Source organism: Streptomyces sp. NBC_00513 (genome assembly GCF_041431415.1).
Taxonomy (GTDB): Bacteria; Actinomycetota; Actinomycetes; order Streptomycetales; family Streptomycetaceae; genus Streptomyces.
The window spans coordinates 5,023,936-5,041,775 of record NZ_CP107845.1 but is presented as its reverse complement, the minus strand read 5'-3'; the positions used below and the strand labels follow the sequence as shown (position 1 = coordinate 5,041,775).

The 17,840-nt window shown below is 72.7% G+C and carries 21 protein-coding genes; 7 read left to right on the top strand and 14 right to left on the bottom strand.

The features are described 5' to 3' along the window. Positions 1 to 38: 38 nt before the first annotated feature. From OHA84_RS23450 to sigE, 5 genes are all read right to left on the bottom strand, one after another. Complete coding sequence (locus tag OHA84_RS23450) at positions 39 to 770, bottom strand: hypothetical protein (protein ID WP_266969906.1); 732 nt, start codon at positions 768 to 770, stop codon at positions 39 to 41. Between the two features lie 142 nt (positions 771 to 912). Continuing rightward, positions 913 to 1,362 (bottom strand): sec-independent translocase, encoded by a 450-nt coding sequence (locus OHA84_RS23445; RefSeq protein ID WP_266949682.1) that lies wholly within the window; start codon positions 1,360 to 1,362, stop codon positions 913 to 915. A 139-nt stretch (positions 1,363 to 1,501) separates the two neighbouring features. Beyond that, positions 1,502 to 2,944, bottom strand: coding sequence for a S1C family serine protease (locus OHA84_RS23440; RefSeq protein ID WP_266969908.1), 1,443 nt, complete (start codon positions 2,942 to 2,944; stop codon positions 1,502 to 1,504). A 129-nt stretch (positions 2,945 to 3,073) separates the two neighbouring features. Continuing rightward, complete coding sequence (locus OHA84_RS23435; protein ID WP_053680472.1) at positions 3,074 to 3,679, bottom strand: zf-HC2 domain-containing protein; 606 nt, start codon at positions 3,677 to 3,679, stop codon at positions 3,074 to 3,076. Continuing rightward, positions 3,676 to 4,455: an RNA polymerase sigma factor SigE gene (sigE, locus tag OHA84_RS23430; RefSeq protein ID WP_078999151.1), complete on the bottom strand. Its 780-nt coding sequence runs from the start codon at positions 4,453 to 4,455 to the stop codon at positions 3,676 to 3,678. Before sigE ends, OHA84_RS23435 begins: the two co-directional genes overlap by 4 nt. A gap of 189 nt (positions 4,456 to 4,644) precedes the next feature. Here sigE and OHA84_RS23425 point away from each other — a divergent pair, with 189 nt between their 5' ends. Further along, positions 4,645 to 5,307, top strand: coding sequence for an O-methyltransferase (locus OHA84_RS23425; protein ID WP_053680474.1), 663 nt, complete (start codon positions 4,645 to 4,647; stop codon positions 5,305 to 5,307). 156 nt (positions 5,308 to 5,463) lie between these two features. Here the strand turns inward: OHA84_RS23425 and OHA84_RS23420 are convergent, their stop codons facing one another. Beyond that, on the bottom strand, positions 5,464 to 5,631 hold the full coding sequence (locus OHA84_RS23420; protein ID WP_003966491.1) for a DUF3117 domain-containing protein: 168 nt from the start codon (positions 5,629 to 5,631) through the stop codon (positions 5,464 to 5,466). 330 nt (positions 5,632 to 5,961) lie between these two features. On the opposite strand from OHA84_RS23420, the gene OHA84_RS23415 reads away from it, so the two are divergent. Then, positions 5,962 to 6,765: an enoyl-CoA hydratase/isomerase family protein gene (locus OHA84_RS23415; protein ID WP_053680476.1), complete on the top strand. Its 804-nt coding sequence runs from the start codon at positions 5,962 to 5,964 to the stop codon at positions 6,763 to 6,765. Between the two features lie 76 nt (positions 6,766 to 6,841). Here OHA84_RS23415 and OHA84_RS23410 read toward each other — a convergent pair whose 3' ends face one another. Beyond that, positions 6,842 to 7,423: a DNA-3-methyladenine glycosylase I gene (locus tag OHA84_RS23410; RefSeq protein ID WP_266949674.1), complete on the bottom strand. Its 582-nt coding sequence runs from the start codon at positions 7,421 to 7,423 to the stop codon at positions 6,842 to 6,844. Beyond that, a complete protein-coding gene (locus tag OHA84_RS23405; RefSeq protein WP_063839570.1) occupies positions 7,420 to 7,779 on the bottom strand; it encodes a DivIVA domain-containing protein in 360 nt (119 codons plus the stop codon). Before OHA84_RS23405 ends, OHA84_RS23410 begins: the two co-directional genes overlap by 4 nt. 76 nt (positions 7,780 to 7,855) lie before the next feature. Here OHA84_RS23405 and folP point away from each other — a divergent pair, with 76 nt between their 5' ends. Next, complete coding sequence (gene folP, locus OHA84_RS23400; protein WP_053680480.1) at positions 7,856 to 8,716, top strand: dihydropteroate synthase; 861 nt, start codon at positions 7,856 to 7,858, stop codon at positions 8,714 to 8,716. A 13-nt stretch (positions 8,717 to 8,729) separates the two neighbouring features. On the opposite strand, the gene OHA84_RS23395 is transcribed toward folP, so the two are convergent. Both OHA84_RS23395 and dapE read right to left on the bottom strand, forming a co-directional pair. Beyond that, complete coding sequence (locus tag OHA84_RS23395) at positions 8,730 to 9,497, bottom strand: TIGR00730 family Rossman fold protein (RefSeq protein ID WP_053680482.1); 768 nt, start codon at positions 9,495 to 9,497, stop codon at positions 8,730 to 8,732. Positions 9,498 to 9,561: 64 nt separating this feature from the next. Beyond that, a complete protein-coding gene (gene dapE, locus OHA84_RS23390; protein WP_053680484.1) occupies positions 9,562 to 10,641 on the bottom strand; it encodes a succinyl-diaminopimelate desuccinylase in 1,080 nt (359 codons plus the stop codon). 156 nt (positions 10,642 to 10,797) lie between these two features. On the opposite strand from dapE, the gene OHA84_RS23385 reads away from it, so the two are divergent. Beyond that, the gene (locus OHA84_RS23385) at positions 10,798 to 11,754 is read left to right on the top strand and encodes a hypothetical protein (RefSeq protein WP_266969915.1); all 957 of its coding nucleotides are present in this window, start codon (positions 10,798 to 10,800) and stop codon (positions 11,752 to 11,754) included. 308 nt (positions 11,755 to 12,062) lie between these two features. Then, on the top strand, positions 12,063 to 12,446 hold the full coding sequence (locus OHA84_RS23380; RefSeq protein WP_053680489.1) for a hypothetical protein: 384 nt from the start codon (positions 12,063 to 12,065) through the stop codon (positions 12,444 to 12,446). A gap of 90 nt (positions 12,447 to 12,536) precedes the next feature. Here OHA84_RS23380 and dapC read toward each other — a convergent pair whose 3' ends face one another. Together dapC and fdxA are read right to left on the bottom strand one after the other, a co-directional pair. Next, the gene (dapC, locus tag OHA84_RS23375) at positions 12,537 to 13,631 is read right to left on the bottom strand and encodes a succinyldiaminopimelate transaminase (RefSeq protein WP_053680491.1); all 1,095 of its coding nucleotides are present in this window, start codon (positions 13,629 to 13,631) and stop codon (positions 12,537 to 12,539) included. Positions 13,632 to 13,800: 169 nt separating this feature from the next. After that, the gene (gene fdxA / locus OHA84_RS23370; RefSeq protein WP_008737202.1) at positions 13,801 to 14,127 is read right to left on the bottom strand and encodes a ferredoxin; all 327 of its coding nucleotides are present in this window, start codon (positions 14,125 to 14,127) and stop codon (positions 13,801 to 13,803) included. 117 nt (positions 14,128 to 14,244) lie between these two features. Here fdxA and OHA84_RS23365 point away from each other — a divergent pair, with 117 nt between their 5' ends. Together OHA84_RS23365 and OHA84_RS23360 are read left to right on the top strand one after the other, a co-directional pair. Continuing rightward, a complete protein-coding gene (locus tag OHA84_RS23365) occupies positions 14,245 to 15,228 on the top strand; it encodes a GNAT family N-acetyltransferase (protein ID WP_053680492.1) in 984 nt (327 codons plus the stop codon). After that, positions 15,225 to 16,016 carry a transglutaminase-like domain-containing protein gene (locus OHA84_RS23360; protein WP_053680495.1) on the top strand — a complete coding sequence of 264 codons (792 nt, stop codon included), beginning with the start codon at positions 15,225 to 15,227 and terminating at the stop codon, positions 16,014 to 16,016. Before OHA84_RS23365 ends, OHA84_RS23360 begins: the two co-directional genes overlap by 4 nt. Positions 16,017 to 16,035: 19 nt before the next feature. On the opposite strand, the gene OHA84_RS23355 is transcribed toward OHA84_RS23360, so the two are convergent. Continuing rightward, positions 16,036 to 16,653, bottom strand: a complete 618-nt coding sequence (locus OHA84_RS23355) for a response regulator transcription factor (protein WP_053680497.1) — start codon at positions 16,651 to 16,653, stop codon at positions 16,036 to 16,038. Beyond that, complete coding sequence (locus OHA84_RS23350) at positions 16,650 to 17,768, bottom strand: sensor histidine kinase (protein ID WP_053680521.1); 1,119 nt, start codon at positions 17,766 to 17,768, stop codon at positions 16,650 to 16,652. Before OHA84_RS23350 ends, OHA84_RS23355 begins: the two co-directional genes overlap by 4 nt. Between the last annotated feature and the right edge of the window lie 72 nt (positions 17,769 to 17,840).

The following is a 17,840-nucleotide window of genomic DNA, read 5'->3' as shown; positions in this document are numbered from 1 at the left end:
CCGTGCGTCTGCGGCGTGGGGGCGCGGACTTCCGGCGGCTACCGGTACGCGTCCAGGTCGCCGATCACCGAGAAGCCGAGCCCGTACGCGCTCATGCCGCGCCCGTACGCGCCCAGGTGCACCCCGCCCCGGGACCCGGCGAGCACCCAGCCGAACTCCGACTCGCGGTAGTGGAACGGCGTCGGCTCCCCGTCCACCGGCAGGGACAGCGTCGACCAGTCCTCGCCGTCGAGGTCGTCGGCGAGTTCCCAGGCCGCCTCGGTCTGCTGGTCGAGCCAGTCGTCGCGCAGGCTGTGGTCCATCCGACCGGGCCAGCTGTAGGCCAGCAGACCCGAGCCGGCCAGCCAGGCGGCCGAGGAGACCGAGGTGGCCTCCAGGACGCCGGTTCCGTCGGCGCTGCGGCGGATCGGGTTCCCTGCGACGGTGATCACCACCGCGAAGCGTTCCTTCTCGCCGGTGGCGATCTCCCCGCGCACGGACGGCTCGTCGCCGTGGCCGGTGGAACCGTGCTCCACGGTCCCGTCCGCGGCGGTGCCCACCTGCATCAGCCGGCGGGGGCCGGTGAAGGCCCCGTCCAGGCCGTACCAGGGGAAGTCGGCCCGCAGGTACCCCTCCACCGCCCGACGGGCCGCAGGGGCGGGGTCGGTGCCCTCCTGGGCCGCCGCGGGACTCTGTCGCGGGTCCTGCTGTGCCTGCGGGTCGTCCGCGGGCAGCTCTGCGGGGATTTCGGCAGGCTGCGCGCCTACCCGGCTACTGCTCGTCGTCTCCATCTGGGCGGCCTCTCGTTCCCTGGGGTCCGGAACGGCCCTCCCCCTCGACTCGACGGGGGGACCCCCTCCCTCGGGCGTCCTGCGTCCGGACGGACAGATGGAGGATAGCCATCCGACTCCGGATCACCGGGCAGGCGGCGGCTCAGGTGGCGTCGGCGTCGAAGGGAGTGCGCTGCTCGGGGGACGGGGCGGCGGGCTTCTTCAGCAGGTCGGGGCCGGTGCTCGCGGCGGGCGTGGCGGCGGACGCGGACGGGGTCGCGGGCGCGGCGGGCTCCTTGCCGTTCACGGCGTCGGTGACGTCGTTGAGCTCCTTGCGGAGGTCGAAACTGCTGCGGATGTCCTTGAGGTCCTCGTTCTCCGTCAGCTGCTTGCGGATGAACGTCTTGGGATTGAGGTCCTCGAACTCGAAGTCCTTGAATTCCGGACCCAGTTCGGAGCGGATGTCGTGTTTGGCACTGTCCGAGAACGACCGGATCTTGCGGATCACCCCGGTGACGTCCTGGATCATCTTCGGCAGTTTGTCCGGACCGAACACGAGAATGGCCAGCACGACGATCGTGACCAGCTCGAGTGCGCCTATGTCGTTGAACACCTTGCCGCTCCTCGGCTCTCTTCACGTCGGGCCAGGACAACGGTACCCGTCGATGCCTCGGGACCCATACGCCCGTACCGCACGGGTACCACTTTCGCCGCCGTCCGACGCCGGGAGCACGTCGGGCGCGCTCCCCGTGTCACGAGCCGTCGGCCGAACCCAGCACGACGTCCAGCGTGCGCTCCCCGCCGTCGCGCAGCACGGTCAGGTTCAGGGAATCGCCCGGCCGGTGGGCCCGGATCTTGATGATGAGCTCGTCCCCGCCGTGCACGCGCTGCCCGTCCACCTTGGTGATCACGTCGCCCGCCTTGATCCCGGCGCGGGCTCCCGGCCCGTCGGCGACGACCGCGGGCTTGCCGTCCGCGGCCTTGGTCCCGACACGGGCTCCGTCGCCCTTGTACTGCATGTCGAGGGTGACTCCGATGACCGGATGGGTGGCGTGCCCGGTGCCGATGAGTTCCTCCGCGACCCGCTTGCCCTGGTTCACGGGGATGGCGAAGCCGAGGCCGATGCTGCCGCTCTGGCGGTCCTCCTCGTCTCCGTCGCCGCTCTTGTCGGCGCCCCGGATGGCGCTGTTGATGCCGACGACGTGGGCGCGGGCGTCGAGGAGCGGGCCGCCGGAGTTGCCGGGGTTGATCGGCGCGTCGGTCTGGAGGGCGTCGACGTAGCTGATGTCGCTGCCGTCGCCCTTGTCGCCGCCCGCGGTGATGGGGCGCCCGGTGGCGCTGATGATGCCCGCGGTGACGGTGTTGGAGAGGTCGAAGGGGGCTCCGATGGCCACCACCGGGTCGCCGACCTTGACGTTCTCGGAGTTTCCGAGGGTCAGGGGCCGCAGTCCGCGCACCCCTTCGACCTTGACCACGGCCAGGTCGTAGCCGCCGTCCCGGCCCACGAGTGTGGCGGGGACGCTCTCACCGGTACTGAAGGTGACCGTTATGTCCTTGGCGTCGGCGACGACGTGGTTGTTGGTGAGGATGTGTCCCTGCGGGTCGAGCACGAAGCCCGTGCCCGTGCCGCTGCCCCCGCCGCCGCTGACGTGGAGGGTGACCACACCGGGCAGCGCCGAGGCCGCGATCCCCGCGACGCTGTCGGGGGCCCGCCCCTTGGAGTCGACGGCGGCCTGCGGGAGTTCGAGGCGGGTGCTGCTGCGGCGCTCCGCGAGGACGCCCAGGAAGCCGCCGACGCCGCCGGCGAGGAGGGCGACGCCGACCGCGAGGGCCACCACCCGCCACATGCGGAACCCGCGCGGCTCCCGCCCCCGGTCCACCACGTGCAGCGGCCGGGCCGCCCAGGGGTCGTACCGCGGCGCGACCTCGGGCCCCGCGTCGGGTTCGACCTCCGCACCGGTACCGGCCTCGGCATCGACCACGGTCGCGGCGTACGGGTCGGGAGCGGTGTGCGGATCGGAAGCGGTGTGCGGGTCGCTCAGGGGCCCGTGCTCCGGGTCCGAGCGCTGCGGGTCCGAGCCCTGCGGGTCGGAGCGCTGCGGGGGCACCTCCGCCGGTCGCGCCTTCGCAGGGCCGTCGGGCCGGCTCCACCACTGTGGCGCCCGCGACGCATCGGTCTGCTGGCTGTCGGACATGCGCGCTCCCCGCGTACCTGTCGCACCGCCGGGCGGCGCATCTGCCGCCGATTCAACCAGGTCCGGCCGTCAGGGGGAGCCCCGCCCCCGAACCCGCGACGCGAACGACGGGGCACGGGGCGGCGGCCGTCACCGGGACAGGGAGACCGCCGGGCGGGCCGACACGGTGGGGCCGGGCGAGGTGAGCGTGGGCAGGCCACCGGGGCTGGGCAGCCGGTCGCGGACCACGGCGTCGGTCAACGGCGCGTACGGCCCGGGCCTGGTCGCGGGCGCGTCTCCCCGGGCGTTCGGCTCGACGGCGTCCAGCGGCAGCGACCCGCCGAGCGCGATGGCGGCCAACGACACGGCTCCCGCGGCGACGAACGCGAAGCGACGTCTGGGTCGCCCCATCTCATGGATCCTGAAACCCTCGCGCGAGGACGCCGGCGCGGCGTACCCGAAGGAGGACAACGGGTCGGCACCCGGCGGGCCGGAGGGCGGCGGCGGACCGTCGGGATCGCCACCCGGAAGGCCTTGGAGGCGGGCCAGCAGTCCGGCGGACAGCGGCGGGGGCGCGCTCTCCACGAACATGCTCTTCACCCGACGCTGCGCGTCGGCTTCGGCCTTGCATTTGGGGCAGGTGGCCAGGTGGGCGAGCACCCGCTCGCGCACGTCATGGCTCAACTCACCGTCCACGAGGGCGGCGAGACGGTCGCCCAGGTGTTGTTCGGCGGGGGACGGACGGGCTCCGGTCACTCGGCTCCGCCCTCTCCCCCGGCACCCGGCGCACCCACCGCCACCCCGGCCAGCGCGCGCTGCTCCGCACGGGCCTCGGGAGACCGGTGCTTGAGCGCCTTGCGCAGGTGGGAGCGGCCGCGGTGAATGCGGCTGCGCACGGTGCCGAGCTTCACGCCGAGCGTGGCGGCGATCTCCTCGTACGACAGGCCCTCGATGTCACACAGCACCACGGCCGCGCGGAACTCGGGGGCGAGGGTGTCCAGCGCCTGCTGCACGTCCGCGTCGAAGTGCGTGTCGTGCAGCACCTGCTGGGGGGACGGCTCGCGGCTGGGCAGCCGCTCCGCGGCGTCGTCGCCGAGCGCGTCGAAGCGGATCCGCTGCTTGCGGCGGACCATGTCCAGGAAGAGATTCGTCGTGATGCGGTGCAGCCAGCCCTCGAACGTGCCGGGCGTGTACGTGGACAACGAGCGGAAGACGCGGACGAAGACTTCCTGCGTCAGGTCCTCGGCGTCGTGCTGGTTGCCCGTCAGGCGGTAGGCGAGACGGTAGACCCGCGCACTGTGCGTGCTGACGATCTCCTCCCACGAGGGAGGGGTCCACGCCTGCGAGCCCGCATCGGCGGCAAAGGTCGCGGTGGTAGCGGATGCGGTGGTGTGGAAGCGGTCAGCAATGTCGGTCACGGATTTCGGCTCGCCGGCCGACCAGAAGAGGCGCCTGAGCACGCCTCCACGATCCACAGGCGCAGCCGCACCTCCCCTGTCGGCTCTGGTGGTGTCCAGTGGAGTCCCTACCATAGCCACCCCTCCCGTCAGCTCCGGATAAAGATTTTTGCACTAACTTTGCACGGGTCGCGGGTCTTCCGACGCCCCCGCTCGTCGTCTCGTCCACGGGTGTTCGCCGACCTCCGGCGTCCGTCCCGCGCACACCTCTTTCAACGCCCGGTCCCATCTGCGGGTTCCCGACGTCAACGGATACAGTCACCGTTGCGCCAACTATGGGGACAGGAGAGGGTCATTAGCGGCAACCGGCAGACGAGCTGGGCGTTCGCCGACGCGTTTGTCGCCGAGGACGACGCTCTGCGATGGGCCCGCGACCGGTCCAGGGAGGCGGGACTGCGTTCGGTCTCGCCCGGAACCGGGGCCGCGCTGCGCCTGCTGGCCGCCACCGCGGACGCCAAGGCGGTCGCCGAGATCGGCACCGGCACCGGCGTCTCCGGCATCCACCTCCTCCACGGAATGCGCCCCGACGGGGTGCTGACCACCGTGGATCCCGAAGCCGACCGACAGGCCTTCGCCCGCCAGGCGTTCCGCGCCGCGGGCTTCGCGGTCAACCGGGCCCGCTTCATCCCCGGCCGCGCGCTGGACGTACTGCCGCGGCTCGCCGACGGCGGGTACGACCTGGTCTTCTGCGACGGGGACCCCACCGAGTCCCTCGACTACCTCGCGGAATCGTTGCGGCTGCTGCGGCCCGGCGGGCTGGTGTGCTTCGAGGGGGTCTTCTCGGACGGCCGCACGGTCGACTCCGCGGCCCAGCCCGTGGAGGTGCTCCGGGTCCGCGAACTGCTGCGCACCGTCCGCGAGACCCCCGCCCTGGAGGCCGCGCTGCTCCCCGTGGGCGACGGCCTGCTGTGCGCGGTCCGGCGCTGATCCCCCGCGCCCGTTCGCCCCGCGCGCCCGGGGGGCGATCTCGCGCACCCCTGGAACCGCGCGCCCGGCGACCACGCCCCGGGAACAACACTGCCCCGGCCGCGTGACGCGGCCGGGGCAGTGCAGAGAATGCATGGTGAAAGTACTGCCGACCGGTTAGCCGACGACCTTCTTCAGGGCGTCACCCAGGGCGTCCGCTTCGTCCGGAGTCAGCTCGACGACGAGCCGACCGCCGCCCTCGAGCGGTACGCGCATGACGATGCCCCGCCCCTCCTTGGTGACCTCGAGCGGGCCGTCGCCCGTCCGCGGCTTCATGGCCGCCATGCTCGTTCCCCTTCCTGAAACCAGCTCATCGTCAGCCGACGGCCCCATTCAGGCGCCTAGTACCCGGCATCGAACACATTGCTTCCCGGCCATTATCCCGCATGTCAGGACCCGATGACCAACATCGGTAGGGAACGCTTCGGCAACGCGCTTGACCAAAACCACTCATTTCGGGGACCCGCCTGCGATACTTCGCCGCTGCCTTGGCGACTGCCCTCGGCTTTATTGACGCACATCACATGCCCGGCCGGGTCCGGGTCCGCCATGCTGGCCCTTGCACCGCCCGATACCGGCCGGTAGCCAAGCCCGCGACGAAGGGGGACCCCCGCCATGGCCGACAGCGTGCTCTACGAAGTGACCGACGGACTCGCGACCATCACGATCAACCGGCCCGACGCGATGAACGCCATGAACACCGAGACCAAGGTCGCCCTGCGCGACGCGGTCGAGGCGGCCGGCTCCGACACGGCGGTACGGGCGGTCCTGCTGACCGCGGCCGGCGACCGGGCCTTCTGCGTCGGCCAGGACCTCAAGGAGCACATCGGGAACCTGGCCGCCGACCGCGAGACCGGCTCTTCGCTGACGATGAGCACGGTCGCGGAGCACTACAACCCCATCGTGCGGGCGCTCACGCAGATGCCGAAGCCGGTGGTCGCGGGCGTCAACGGGGTCGCGGCCGGGGCCGGCTTCGGGTTCGCGCTGGCGGCCGACTTCCGGGTGGTGGCCGACACGGCGTCGTTCAACACCTCGTTCGCGGGGGTCGCGCTGACCGCCGACTCGGGGGTGTCCTGGACCCTGCCGCGTCTGATCGGTGCCTCGCGCGCCGCCGACCTGCTGTTCTTCCCGCGGTCCGTGAAGGCGAAGGAGGCGTTCGAGCTGGGCATCGCGAACCGTCTGGTGCCGTCGGAGTCGCTGGCCGCCGAGGCCGAGTCCGTGGCCCGCGCCCTCGCGGCGGGCCCCACGGTGGCCTACGCGGCCCTCAAGGAGTCCCTGGCGTACGGGGCCTCCCACGGCCTCCCGGAGGCGCTCACCCGCGAGGACGAGCTCCAGACGCGCGCCGGGGCGTCCGAGGACCACGGGATCGCGGTGCGGGCGTTCCTGGCGAAGGAGACCCCGAAGTACCTGGGTCGCTGATCGGCCGACCGGCGGTCGGCCGATCAGGCGCGCACCGCGCCCCCGGCCGCCGGCGCGTCGGCGGCCGGAGCGCCGATCAGGATCCGTCGCGGGAGACGCAGCCGGCGAGGTGGTCGTTGACCAGACCGCAGGCCTGCATCAGGGCGTAGGCCGTGGTCGGGCCGACGAAGCGGATGCCGGCCTTCTTGAGTTCCTTCGCGAGGGCCGTGGACTCGTCGGTGATCGCCGGGACGTCGGCGACGGTCCTCGGCGCCCGGCCCGGCCGCTTCGGGGCGTGGGACCAGATCAGCTCGTCCAGCCGCCCTTCCTTCCAGCCCGCCAGGACCCGTGCGTTCGCCAGCGTGGCCTCGATCTTCAGCCGGTTGCGGATGATGCCCTCGTCCAGCAGCAACCGCGCCGCGTCGCTCTCGTCGAACCGTGCCACCGCCGCGATCTCGAAGTCCGCGAACGCCTTCCGGAAGCCCTCGCGGCGTCGCAGGATCGTGATCCAGGACAGGCCCGACTGGAACGCCTCCAGACAGAGCCGCTCGTACAGCGCGTCGTCCCCGTGGACCGGGCGGCCCCATTCCGTGTCGTGGTAGGCGAGGTAGTCCTCGGTGGACACGGCCCACGGGCAGCGCGGGTCGCCGTCGGGGCCGGCGACCGCGGAGCCGGTCATCGTCCGTCCTTGCCGAGGTCCACCCGGCCCGCCGCGGCGGCGGGCGCGTCGTCCTCGGCCGCGGCCGCGAGCCGCGCCGTGAGTTCCGCGATCCGCGCGTCGCGCTCCGCCAGCTCGGCGCCCAGCCGGTCCAGTACGTCGTCGACCTCGGCCATCCGGTAGCCGCGCGCGGCGACGGGCAGGCGGAGCGCGTCGATGTCCGTCCGGGCGACGGGGCGGGCGTCGGGCAGCCCGTCGGCGACCCGGTCCGGCTCGGCCTCGGGCAGGACCGCCTCGGCACCTCCACCGACGACCGCGAGGGTGACCGCGGCGACGACCACGACCAGCGCGATCAGCAAGAACCAGAACACGATCATCTCCCTGAGAGGCTTCCGGGCACCAGGTTAAGGTCACAGACGAGGCGAGAGGGTCGCCGAAGGAGGAAAGAGCGGGATGCTGCGACTGGGCAGGCGCGAGTTCGACACCGACGAGCCGGTGATCATGGCCATCGTGAACCGGACTCCGGACTCCTTCTACGACCAGGGCGCGACGTTCCGCGACGAGCCCGCGTTGGACCGGGTCGAGCAGGCGGTCGCCGAGGGCGCCGCGATCATCGACATCGGTGGGGTCAAGGCCGGTCCGGGCGAGCACGTGGACGCGGTCGAGGAGGCCCGCCGTACCGTCGGGTTCGTGTCCGAGGTGCGCCGACGCCACCCGGACGTGGTGATCAGCGTGGACACCTGGCGGCACGAGGTCGGCGAGGCCGTGTGCGAGGCCGGCGCCGATCTGCTGAACGACGCGTGGGGCGGGGTGGATCCCCGGCTCGCGGAGGTCGCCGCCCGGTACGACGTCGGCATCGTGTGCACCCACGCCGGTGGGGTCGAGCCGCGCACCCGCCCGCACCGGACCTCGTACGAGGACGTGATGGCGGACATCCTGCGCGTCACGGTGGGCCTGGCCGAGCGGGCGGCCTCGCTGGGCGTCCGGCGGGACGCGATCATGATCGATCCGGGTCACGACTTCGGGAAGAACACCCGCCACTCGCTGGAGGCCACCCGGCGCCTGGCGGAGATGACCGACACGGGTTGGCCGGTGCTGGTCTCCCTGTCCAACAAGGACTTCGTCGGCGAGACCCTCGACAAGCCGGTCAAGGAGCGCCTGCTGGGCACCCTGGCCACGACGGCCGTCTCGGCCTGGCTGGGCGCGCAGGTCTACCGGGTCCACGAGGTCGCGGAGACGCGGCAGGTCCTGGACATGGTGCGCTCGATCCAGGGGCTGCGGCCCCCGGCGGTCGCCCGCCGGGGACTCGCGTAGCGCGTCGGCGGAGCTACTTGCCGACTTCCTTGGTCACCAGCGCGATGGCCTCGTCCACGTCGTCGGTGACGTGGAAGAGGTACAGGTCGCGCTCGGAGGCCTTGCCCTGCGCGATCACCGTGTTCTTCAGCCAGTCGATCAGCCCGCTCCAGTACTCCGTGCCGAACAGCACGATCGGGAAGCGGGTGATCTTCTGCGTCTGGACCAGGGTCAGCGCCTCGAACATCTCGTCCAGCGTGCCGAGTCCGCCCGGCAGGACCACGAAGCCCTGGCTGTACTTCACGAACATCGTCTTGCGGACGAAGAAGTAGCGGAAGTTCAAACCCAGGTCGACGTGCTGGTTCAGGCCCTGTTCGAAGGGCAGCTCGATGCCCAGGCCGACCGAGATCCCGTTGGCCTCGCGCGCACCCTTGTTGGCGGCCTCCATGGCGCCGGGGCCGCCGCCCGTGATGACGGCGAAGCCGGCGTCGACGAGCGCGTGCCCGATCCGTACGCCCGCCTCGTACTCCGGCGAGTCCACCGGAGTACGGGCCGACCCGAACACGCTGATCGCCGGCGGCAACTCCGCCAGCGTGCCGAAGCCCTCGATGAACTCCGACTGGATGCGCAGGACCCGCCAGGGATCGGTGTGCACCCATTCGGAGGGTCCGGCCGAGTCCAGCAGCCGCTGGTCCGTCGTACTGCCCGCCTGGACCTGACTCCGCCTGCGCAGCACCGGACCGAGCTGCTGCTCCTCGGGCCGACGACGAGCGTTCCCGCCGAGATTGCCGGGGTTGCCCATGATGTGCTCCCTCCTGCTGATCGTTGGATCAGGGTAGGCGCACAAAGGTGACGAGAAGCGGAATTCAGGAGGTCAGCCAGGCGCGGAGTCGTTCCTCGCAGTGCAGGATCGCCTTCGTCTCGACCCGCTCGTCGACCTTGTGGGCCAGCAGCGCGTCGCCCGGGCCGTAGTTGACCGCGGGGACGCCGAGGGCGCTGAAGCGGGAGACGTCCGTCCAGCCGAACTTGGGCATGGCCCGGCCGCCGACGGCCTCCATGAACGCCGCGGCCGCCGGGTGGGCGAGGCCGGGGAGGGCACCGCCGGAGGAGTCGTCGACCACGAACTCGGCGATGTCGCAGTGCGCGAAGACCTCCTTGACGTGGGCCAGGGCCTGCGCCTCGTCGCGATCGGGGGCGTAGCGGAAGTTGACCGTCACCGTGCAGGAGTCCGGGATGACGTTGTTGGCGACGCCGCCCTCGATGCGGACCGCGTTGAGGCCCTCGTGGTACTCCAGGCCGTCGATGACGGGCTTGCGCGGTTCGTACGCGGCCAGCGTGGCGAGGATCGGGCTCGCGCCGTGGATGGCGTTGGAGCCCATCCAACTGCGGGCCGAGTGGGCGCGTTCGCCGCTGGTCCGCAGCAGGACCCGCAGGGTGCCCTGGCAGCCGCCCTCGACCTCGGCGTTGGAGGGTTCGAGCAGGACCGCGAAGTCGCCGACGAGCCAGTCGGGGTGGGCCTCGGCCACCTTGCCCAGGCCGTTGAGGTCGGCGGCGACCTCCTCCTGGTCGTAGAAGACGAAGGTGAGGTCCCGGTTCGGCTCGGGCACGGTGGCCGCGATGCGCAGTTGCACGGCGACGCCGGACTTCATGTCCGTCGTTCCGCAGCCCCACAGGACGTCGTTCTCGTCCAGTCGGGACGGGACGTTGTCGGCGATCGGCACGGTGTCGAGGTGCCCGGCGAGCACGACGCGTTCGGCGCGGCCGAGGTGCGTACGGGCGACGACGTTGTTGCCGAAGCGGTCGACGGTGAGGTGCGGGAGGCCGCGCAGCGCGTCTTCCACGAGGTCGGCGAGTACCTTCTCGTCGCCGCTCACGGAAGGGATGTCGACGAGCCGGGCGGTCAGCTCGGCAGCGTCCAGGGTGAGGTCCAGCTCGGATTCGGGCATGGAACCGACCCTAACGCCCGGGTCGCCGGGGGGCCCGGTCCGTCCGTCGGGTGGACGCGTCCCGCGGGCCCGTCCAAAAGCCCGTCCCGAGGCCCGTTGCGAAGTCGGGGGACTCGTCAGGCCGGCCCGTCACCCGCCTCAAGTACGGTGGGCCGCGTGTCCCGCACCGATCATCCCCGCCCGCGTCGCCGGCGGCCTTGGCCCAAGGTCGCCGGTCTGCTCGTGCTGCTCGCGCTCGGCGGGTACCTCGTCGTCCAGTACGAGTCGACCGGCGGTGACGGCCCCCCGTACTGCACGGCCCGGACCTCGGGGGCGGGCGCCGACGACGGCTCGGCCCAGACCTACGAGTTGTCCCCGGAGCAGGCGGCGAACGCGTCGACGATAGCCGCGGTCGGCGTCTCGAAGGGGCTTCCGGAGCGGGCGGTGACGATCGCGCTGGCGACCGCGATGCAGGAGTCGGCGCTGCGCAATCTGGATCACGGCGACCGGGACTCGCTCGGGCTGTTCCAGCAGCGGCCCTCGCAGGGGTGGGGTACCGCGGAGCAGATCATGGACCCGGTGTACTCGGCGGGCATCTTCTACGACCGGCTCGCCGAGGTGAAGGGCTACTCGCGGCTCCCCCTGACGGTGGCCGCGCAGAAGGTGCAGCTCAGTGGTTTCCCGCAGGCGTACGCGAAGCACGAGCCGGACGCGGTGGTGCTGACCGCGGCGTTCGGCGGCGAGGGCTCGGTGGACTGCGGCGGGCCCGCTCCCACCGCGCCGGGCGATCCGGAGCGGGTGCGGACGGAGCTGACGCGGATCTTCGGCAAGCAGATGCGGCTCGACGCCCGCGCCGAGCCGGCGACCGCCGGGGAGTCCGGACCGGTCGGGCAGAGCGAGGTCGCGGTCGCGCCGACGCGCGGCACCGACGGGGCCGAGCGGCGGCGCAATCGGCTGGTGGCGCAGTGGGCGGTGGCCCACGCGCGCGACATGGGCATCGCCCGGGTGTCGTACGCCCCGGGGAGCTGGGTCGCGGGCGAGTCCGACGGCCGGTGGCGGGCGAAGGGCGGGGCGGGGGCCGGCGACGCGCCCACCGCGGGGTCCGACGGGGTGCGGATCTTCCTGGCGCGCTGAGGCGATCCGCCCGACGCGAGGCCGATCGAAAGCGGCGTGGACGGGGGCTCGTTCACGGGCCCCGTTCAACGGGCTCGCCGACGGGCTCGTTCAGACGTGCGGGACGTCCCCCGTGCGGGGGTGACCGGTTCGGGGGACCTCGGGGGGTCGGGTCGGACAGAACACCTGGTGGGCGCGCGTCCGGTGCGCTTTTCCCGGAAGCCGATTAAACGATGCGTTACTGATCCTTTACCCGACGGGTCCGCAACTTCGCCCGCCCTGCGAGCGGTTGTACACGGCGTACTCAGCCGCTACCGCTTAGGAGCAACATGTCCCTCCCCCTGACCCGTCGGATCGCCCGTGCCGCGCTGCTCCTCGCAGCCGGCGCAGCTCCCGTGGTCGGTGCGGCCGGCGCGGCCAGTGCCGCGGGCCTGGAGTCCGTGCCGCAACTGGGCACGCTCACCGCGCCGGACGCCGCCGACGGCGCGGGCGACACCGCCGCGACCGCCACGAACGCCGTGACGAAGGCCGCCCCGGCCGAACTGACCGGCGCGGCCGGCCCGCTGCTGGCCGGCCTGCCGACCTCGGGGCTGCCCACTTCGGGGCTGCCCACCGAGGCCCTGCCGACCGACGCGCTGCCCACCTCGGGGCTGCCCTCGGCGCAGACCCTCCCGCTGGGCGGCCTGCCGCTGGCCGGCGGCCTGGGCGGCTGACCACCGCGCGGACAAGGAACACCGAGGGGCCGGGAGCACGAACTCCCGGCCCCTCGGGCTGTCCGCGGCGCCGCGCGGGCCGCTTCCGGCTCAGCCGAGGCGCTTGACCGCGGCCTCGACCCGTTCGTCGGTGGCGGTGACGGCGACGCGGACGAAGTTCGCGCCCGCCTCCCCGTAGAAGTCGCCCGGGGCGACCAGGATGCCCAGTTCGGCGAGGTGGGCCACGGTCTGCCAGCAGGGCTCGTCGCGGGTCGCCCACAGGTACAGGCCGGCCTCGCTGTGCTCGATGCGGAAGCCGTGCGCCTCCAGGGCGGTGCGCAGCGCGTCGCGGCGGGCCGCGTACCGGGCGCGCTGCGCGGCGACGTGGGCGTCGTCGCCGAGGGCCGCGACCACGGCGTTCTGGACGGGGGCGGCGGTCATCATGCCGCCGTGCTTGCGGATCTCCAGCAGCTCGCCCAGCACCGCCGCGTCACCGGCGATGAAGGCGGCCCGGTAGCCGGCGAGGTTGGAGCGCTTGGAGAGCGAGTGGACGGCCACGATGCCCTCGTACGAGCCGCCGCACACGTCGTCGTGGAGGACCGAGACGGGGTCGGTGTCCCAGCCCAGTTCCAGGTAGCACTCGTCGCTGAACAGCAGGACGCCGTGTTCGCGCGCCCAGGCCACGATCCGGATCAGGTCTTCCTTGGGGATGACCTTGCCGGTGGGGTTGGACGGGGAGTTGAGCCACAGCAACTTCACGCCGGCGGGGTCGAGTTCGGTCGGGTCGTCGTACACGACGGCCTCGGCGCCGCACAGGCGCGCGCCGACCTCGTACGTCGGGTAGGCGAGCCGGGGGTAGGCCACCTTGTCGCCCGCGCCGAGGCCGAGTTGGGTCGGCAGCCAGGCCACCAGTTCCTTGGAGCCGACCACCGGCAGCACGTTGCGGTGCCCGGCGGCGCTCGCGCCGAGGCGTCCGCGCAACCATCCGGTGATCGCGTCGCGCAGCGCGACCGTGCCCCACACCGTCGGGTAGCCCGGGGAGTCCGCGGCCTCGATCAGGGCGCGCCGGATGACCTCGGGGACCGGGTCGACGGGCGTGCCGACCGACAGGTCGACGATCCCGTCCGCGTGGGCGACCGCCGTCGCCTTGTACGGCTCCAGCTTGTCCCAGGGGAAGGCGGGAAGACGGTCGGATACTGCGGCCACGGTGGTCTCTGCTCTCTCTGGGTGCTGGATCGGGGCGGTGCGGCCGGGTCACTGCGCTCGCACCGCCGCGGAAACGGGTCGGTCCCGCCGGCGCGAAAGCCGTACGGGACCGAAGCACGCGTTCGTCCCCCGGACACCGTCCGGGGGGACCGCCGGGAGGCGGTGGCCGTCAGTGGCCCTCGCCCATGGGCGGCAACGCGGCGACGAAGGGGTGATCACGCTCGATCAGGCCCAGCTTCGAGGCACCACCGGGCGAACCGAGCTCGTCGAAGAACTCGACGTTCGCCTTGTAGTAGTCCTTCCACTCCTCCGGAGTGTCGTCCTCGTAGAAGATGGCCTCGACCGGGCAGACCGGCTCACAAGCACCACAGTCGACGCACTCGTCCGGGTGGATGTACAAGGACCGCTGGCCCTCGTAGATGCAGTCGACGGGGCACTCTTCGATGCATGCCTTGTCCTTGACGTCGACACAAGGCTCCGCGATGACGTAGGTCACGCTCTCGTTCCTCCTCGGTAGGGCTTTCCATATCGCGCGGGAGCGCGGCGTCGTCGATGCCCGCACCTAGTATCTCCGTTCCCGGGCACGATCCGAACAGGAGGGGCGGACAGAGCTGTGGAAATCACTGCCGGTGGGCTGCTGGAGATCCGTATCACCCCCGCTGACGTGGGTAAACGAGTCTCTGTACGACGGGTGGAGGCCGGGCGGAGCGACTCCCCCTCGTTCACGGACACGGTCGGTGTTCTCACATCATGGTACGAAGGTGTGCTCACGATCACACGCAAGGACGGCACGTCCGTCCGGATCGCGGAATCCTCGCTGGTGGCGGGCAAGACGGTGCCCGCCGCGCCGGCCCGCCGCAGGGGTCCCGCGGCCTCCTTCGAGGAGCTCGCGCGGGTGACGGCGCGGGCCTGGCAGCCGCTGGAGAGCGAGCCGCTGGGCGAGTGGACGCTGCGTGCGGCCGGGGGCTTCACCCGGCGGGCCAACTCGGCGCTTCCCCTGGGCGACCCGGGGATACCCGTCCCGGAAGCACTCGCGCGGGTGACGTCCTGGTACGCGGAACGCGGACTTCCGGCGTATGTGCAGGCCGCGACGGGCGCCGCGGGCACCCAGGAGCTGCTGTGCGCGGAGCTGGAGCGGCTGGGGTGGGTCAACGAGGTCTCGGCGCAGGTGCGGATCGGGGCGCTCGCGCCGGTCGCGGACGTGGACGCGGACGTGTCGGACGTACGGCTGCTGCGCGCCCCGGACGAGCGGTGGCTGGCCCGCTACGGGAAGGTCCGCGACCCCGACCTGGCGCGGCGGATGCTGGTCGAGGGGCCCTCGGTGTGGTTCGCCGTGCTGGGCGGCGGCCGGGCGATCGGGCGGATGGTGGTGGACGGGCGCTGGGCCGGTTTCGGCGCGGTGGACGTCGATCCGGGGCACCGGCGGCAGGGCCTGGCCACGGCGGTGATGGCGGCGTTGTCGCGGCGGGCCCTGGAGGAGGGCGCCTCGGCGGCCTGGCTCCAGGTGGAGGCGGAGAACCCGGGCGCGCGGGCCCTGTACGACGGCCTGGGCTTCGCGACGCACCACGCGTACCACCACTTCCGGGCGGCGGCGTGAGTTCCGCCTCGCGGGCCCGGTTCGCGGAAGAGGCCCGCTCGGAGCGGCCGGACCTGGCCCTGCTGTGCCTGCTGCTGGCGGCGGAGGCCGACCCCGACCTCGACGAACGCGGCATCGACTGGGCTCAGATCGAACTCGACAGGCTGGCGGGCATGCTGCCGTACGGCCTGCGCGGCGGTCGGGCCTGGGCCTCGGCCGTGACGGAGCTGCTGGGTGGCCGGCTGGGCTTCCACGGCACGCCGGCGGACTACGAACGGTTGTCGTCCTCCCTGCTGCACCAGGTGCTGCGGCGGCGCCGGGGCCTGCCGATCCTGCTGTCGGTGGTCTGGCTGGAGGTGGCGCGGAGGGCGGGCGCGCCGGTGTACGGGCTGGGCCTGCCGGGGCATTTCGTGGTGGGTTTCGGCGACCCGGAGGAGGGGGTGGTCGTGGACCCGTTCGCGGGGGGCGCCTCGCTGGGCGCCGGCCCCGCGGAGTCGGCCGCGGAGCCCCGGACGCCGGCGCGCACGTTGGACGTCGTGCTGCGGATCCTGAACAACATCCGGGCGTGGGCCGCGACGCGGCCGGAGCACTCGGCGGTCGCGCTGTGGGCGCTGGACCTGTCGCTGCTGCTGCCGTCGCACCCGGCGTCGCTGCGCTACGAGCGGGGGCGGCTGCTGGTGGAGCGGGGCGAGTTCGTGACGGGGGCGGTGGAGTTGGAGGCGTACGCGGAGGTGGTGGACGCGGTGGACGCGGGGGCGGCGGCCCGGATCCGCGCGGAGGCCGTGTCGGCCCGGGCCCTCCTGAACTGAGGTCCGGACCGGGGGCCGGTCAGAGCCAGCCCTTCTCGCGGGCCGTGCGGATGGCCTCGGCGCGGTTGCGGGCCGCGAGTTTCTGGATCGCCGTCGAGAGGTAGTTGCGGACGGTGCCCGGGGACAGGTGCAGACGTTCGGCCAGTTCCGTGTTGGTCGCGCCGCGTTCCGCCGCCCGCAGGACCTCCCGTTCCCGGTCCGTCAGCGGGTTCGCGCCCTCCGCGAGGGCCGCCGCGGCCAGGATGGGGTCGATGACGCGCTCCCCCGCAAGGACCCTGCGTACCGCGTCCGCCAACTGCGCGGCCGGCGCGTCCTTGACGAGGAACGCGGAGGCTCCCGCCTCCATCGCGCCGCGCAGGTAGCCGGGGCGGCCGAAGGTGGTGAGGACGACGATGCGCAGCCCGGGCAGGGCCGTCCGCAGCGCGGCGGCGGCCTCGATGCCCGTCATGCCGGGCATCTCGATGTCCAGCAGGGCGACGTTCACGTCGTGGGCGCGGGCCGCGGCCACCACCTCGTCGCCGCGCGCGACCTGGACGAGGACTTCGATGTCGGGTTCGAGGCCGAGCAGCGCGGCCAACGCCTCCCGGACCATGGACTGGTCCTCGGCGAGGAGGATCCTGATGGGCCGTGAGGTCATGGGGTCGATCCTAGGGGGACACGGGCGAGCAGTCGGAAGCCGGTCTTGCCGGCGGGACCGGCCGTGAGGCTGCCGCCGACCGCCTCCAGGCGTTCCGTCAGTCCGGTCAGCCCGTTGCCGGCCTCGGCGGGGCCGCCCGATCCGTCGTCGTGGACGCTCAGTTCGGCCACCGGTCCCGCCAGGGTCTGTCGGATGTCGAGGGTGACGACGCACCGGCGCGCTCCGCTGTGCCGAACCACGTTGGTCACGGCCTCGCGCAGCGACCAGGCGAGGGCCGACTCGATCTCCTCCGGGAGTTCCCGCGTCCACTCGCCGGGCATGTCCGCCTGCACGCCCGCCGCGGCCAACGCGGTACGGGCGCCGGCCAGTTCGCCGGGCAGGGTGGGCCGTCGGTAGCCGTTCACGGCTTCCCGCACGTCGACCAGCGCCTGCCGGCTGACCTGCTCGATGTCCGCGACCTGCTGCGCGGCCGCCTCGGGCCGGTCCGGCAGCATCCGGCCCGCCAGCTCGCTCTTGAGCGTGATCAACGACAGCGAGTGCCCGAGCAGGTCGTGCAGGTCGCGGGCCATCCGAAGCCGTTCCTCGTTGGCGGCGAGTTGGGCGACCGTGGCCCGGGCCTGGCGCAGTTCCATCGTCGTACGGACCATGGCGCGGACGCCGACCATCGCGAACCCGCCCATCAGGGCCGGGATGAGCAGGCCGGCCAGGTACTGGTCCCCGCCCGGGACCGCGAGCGCCGTCACGCACAACAGGGCGGTCGCGCCGGGGACGGTCCAGCGGGCGATCTCCCCGGGCAGGGCGGCCCCGGAGGCGATGGCCACGTAGACGAAGAGCACGAGCCATTCGCGGCCCAGGGACAGGGACAGGATCATGGCCTGGGCGACCAGGACCGTCAGCGAGAACAGGACCCGGCGGACCGGTATCCGCCTGCCGCTGCGCAGGACCAGGACCAGGTACCAGGCGACGAAGGCCGCGAGGCCCAGGCCGCCGAGCAGTCGGGCCCCGAGGCTGTGTCCGCCGCGGATCAGGTCGATGACGGGGGCGCTGAGGTAGAAGAGCCACAGGCCCGTCCACAGCAGCTTCACGGTCCGCTGCCGGCGGTTCTCCGGCCGCATTCCGATACGGGGGCCGCCGGCGCCCTGGATGTCCTCCCCGGGGGTCGTGTACCGGGCGTCCGTCTCGCTGGT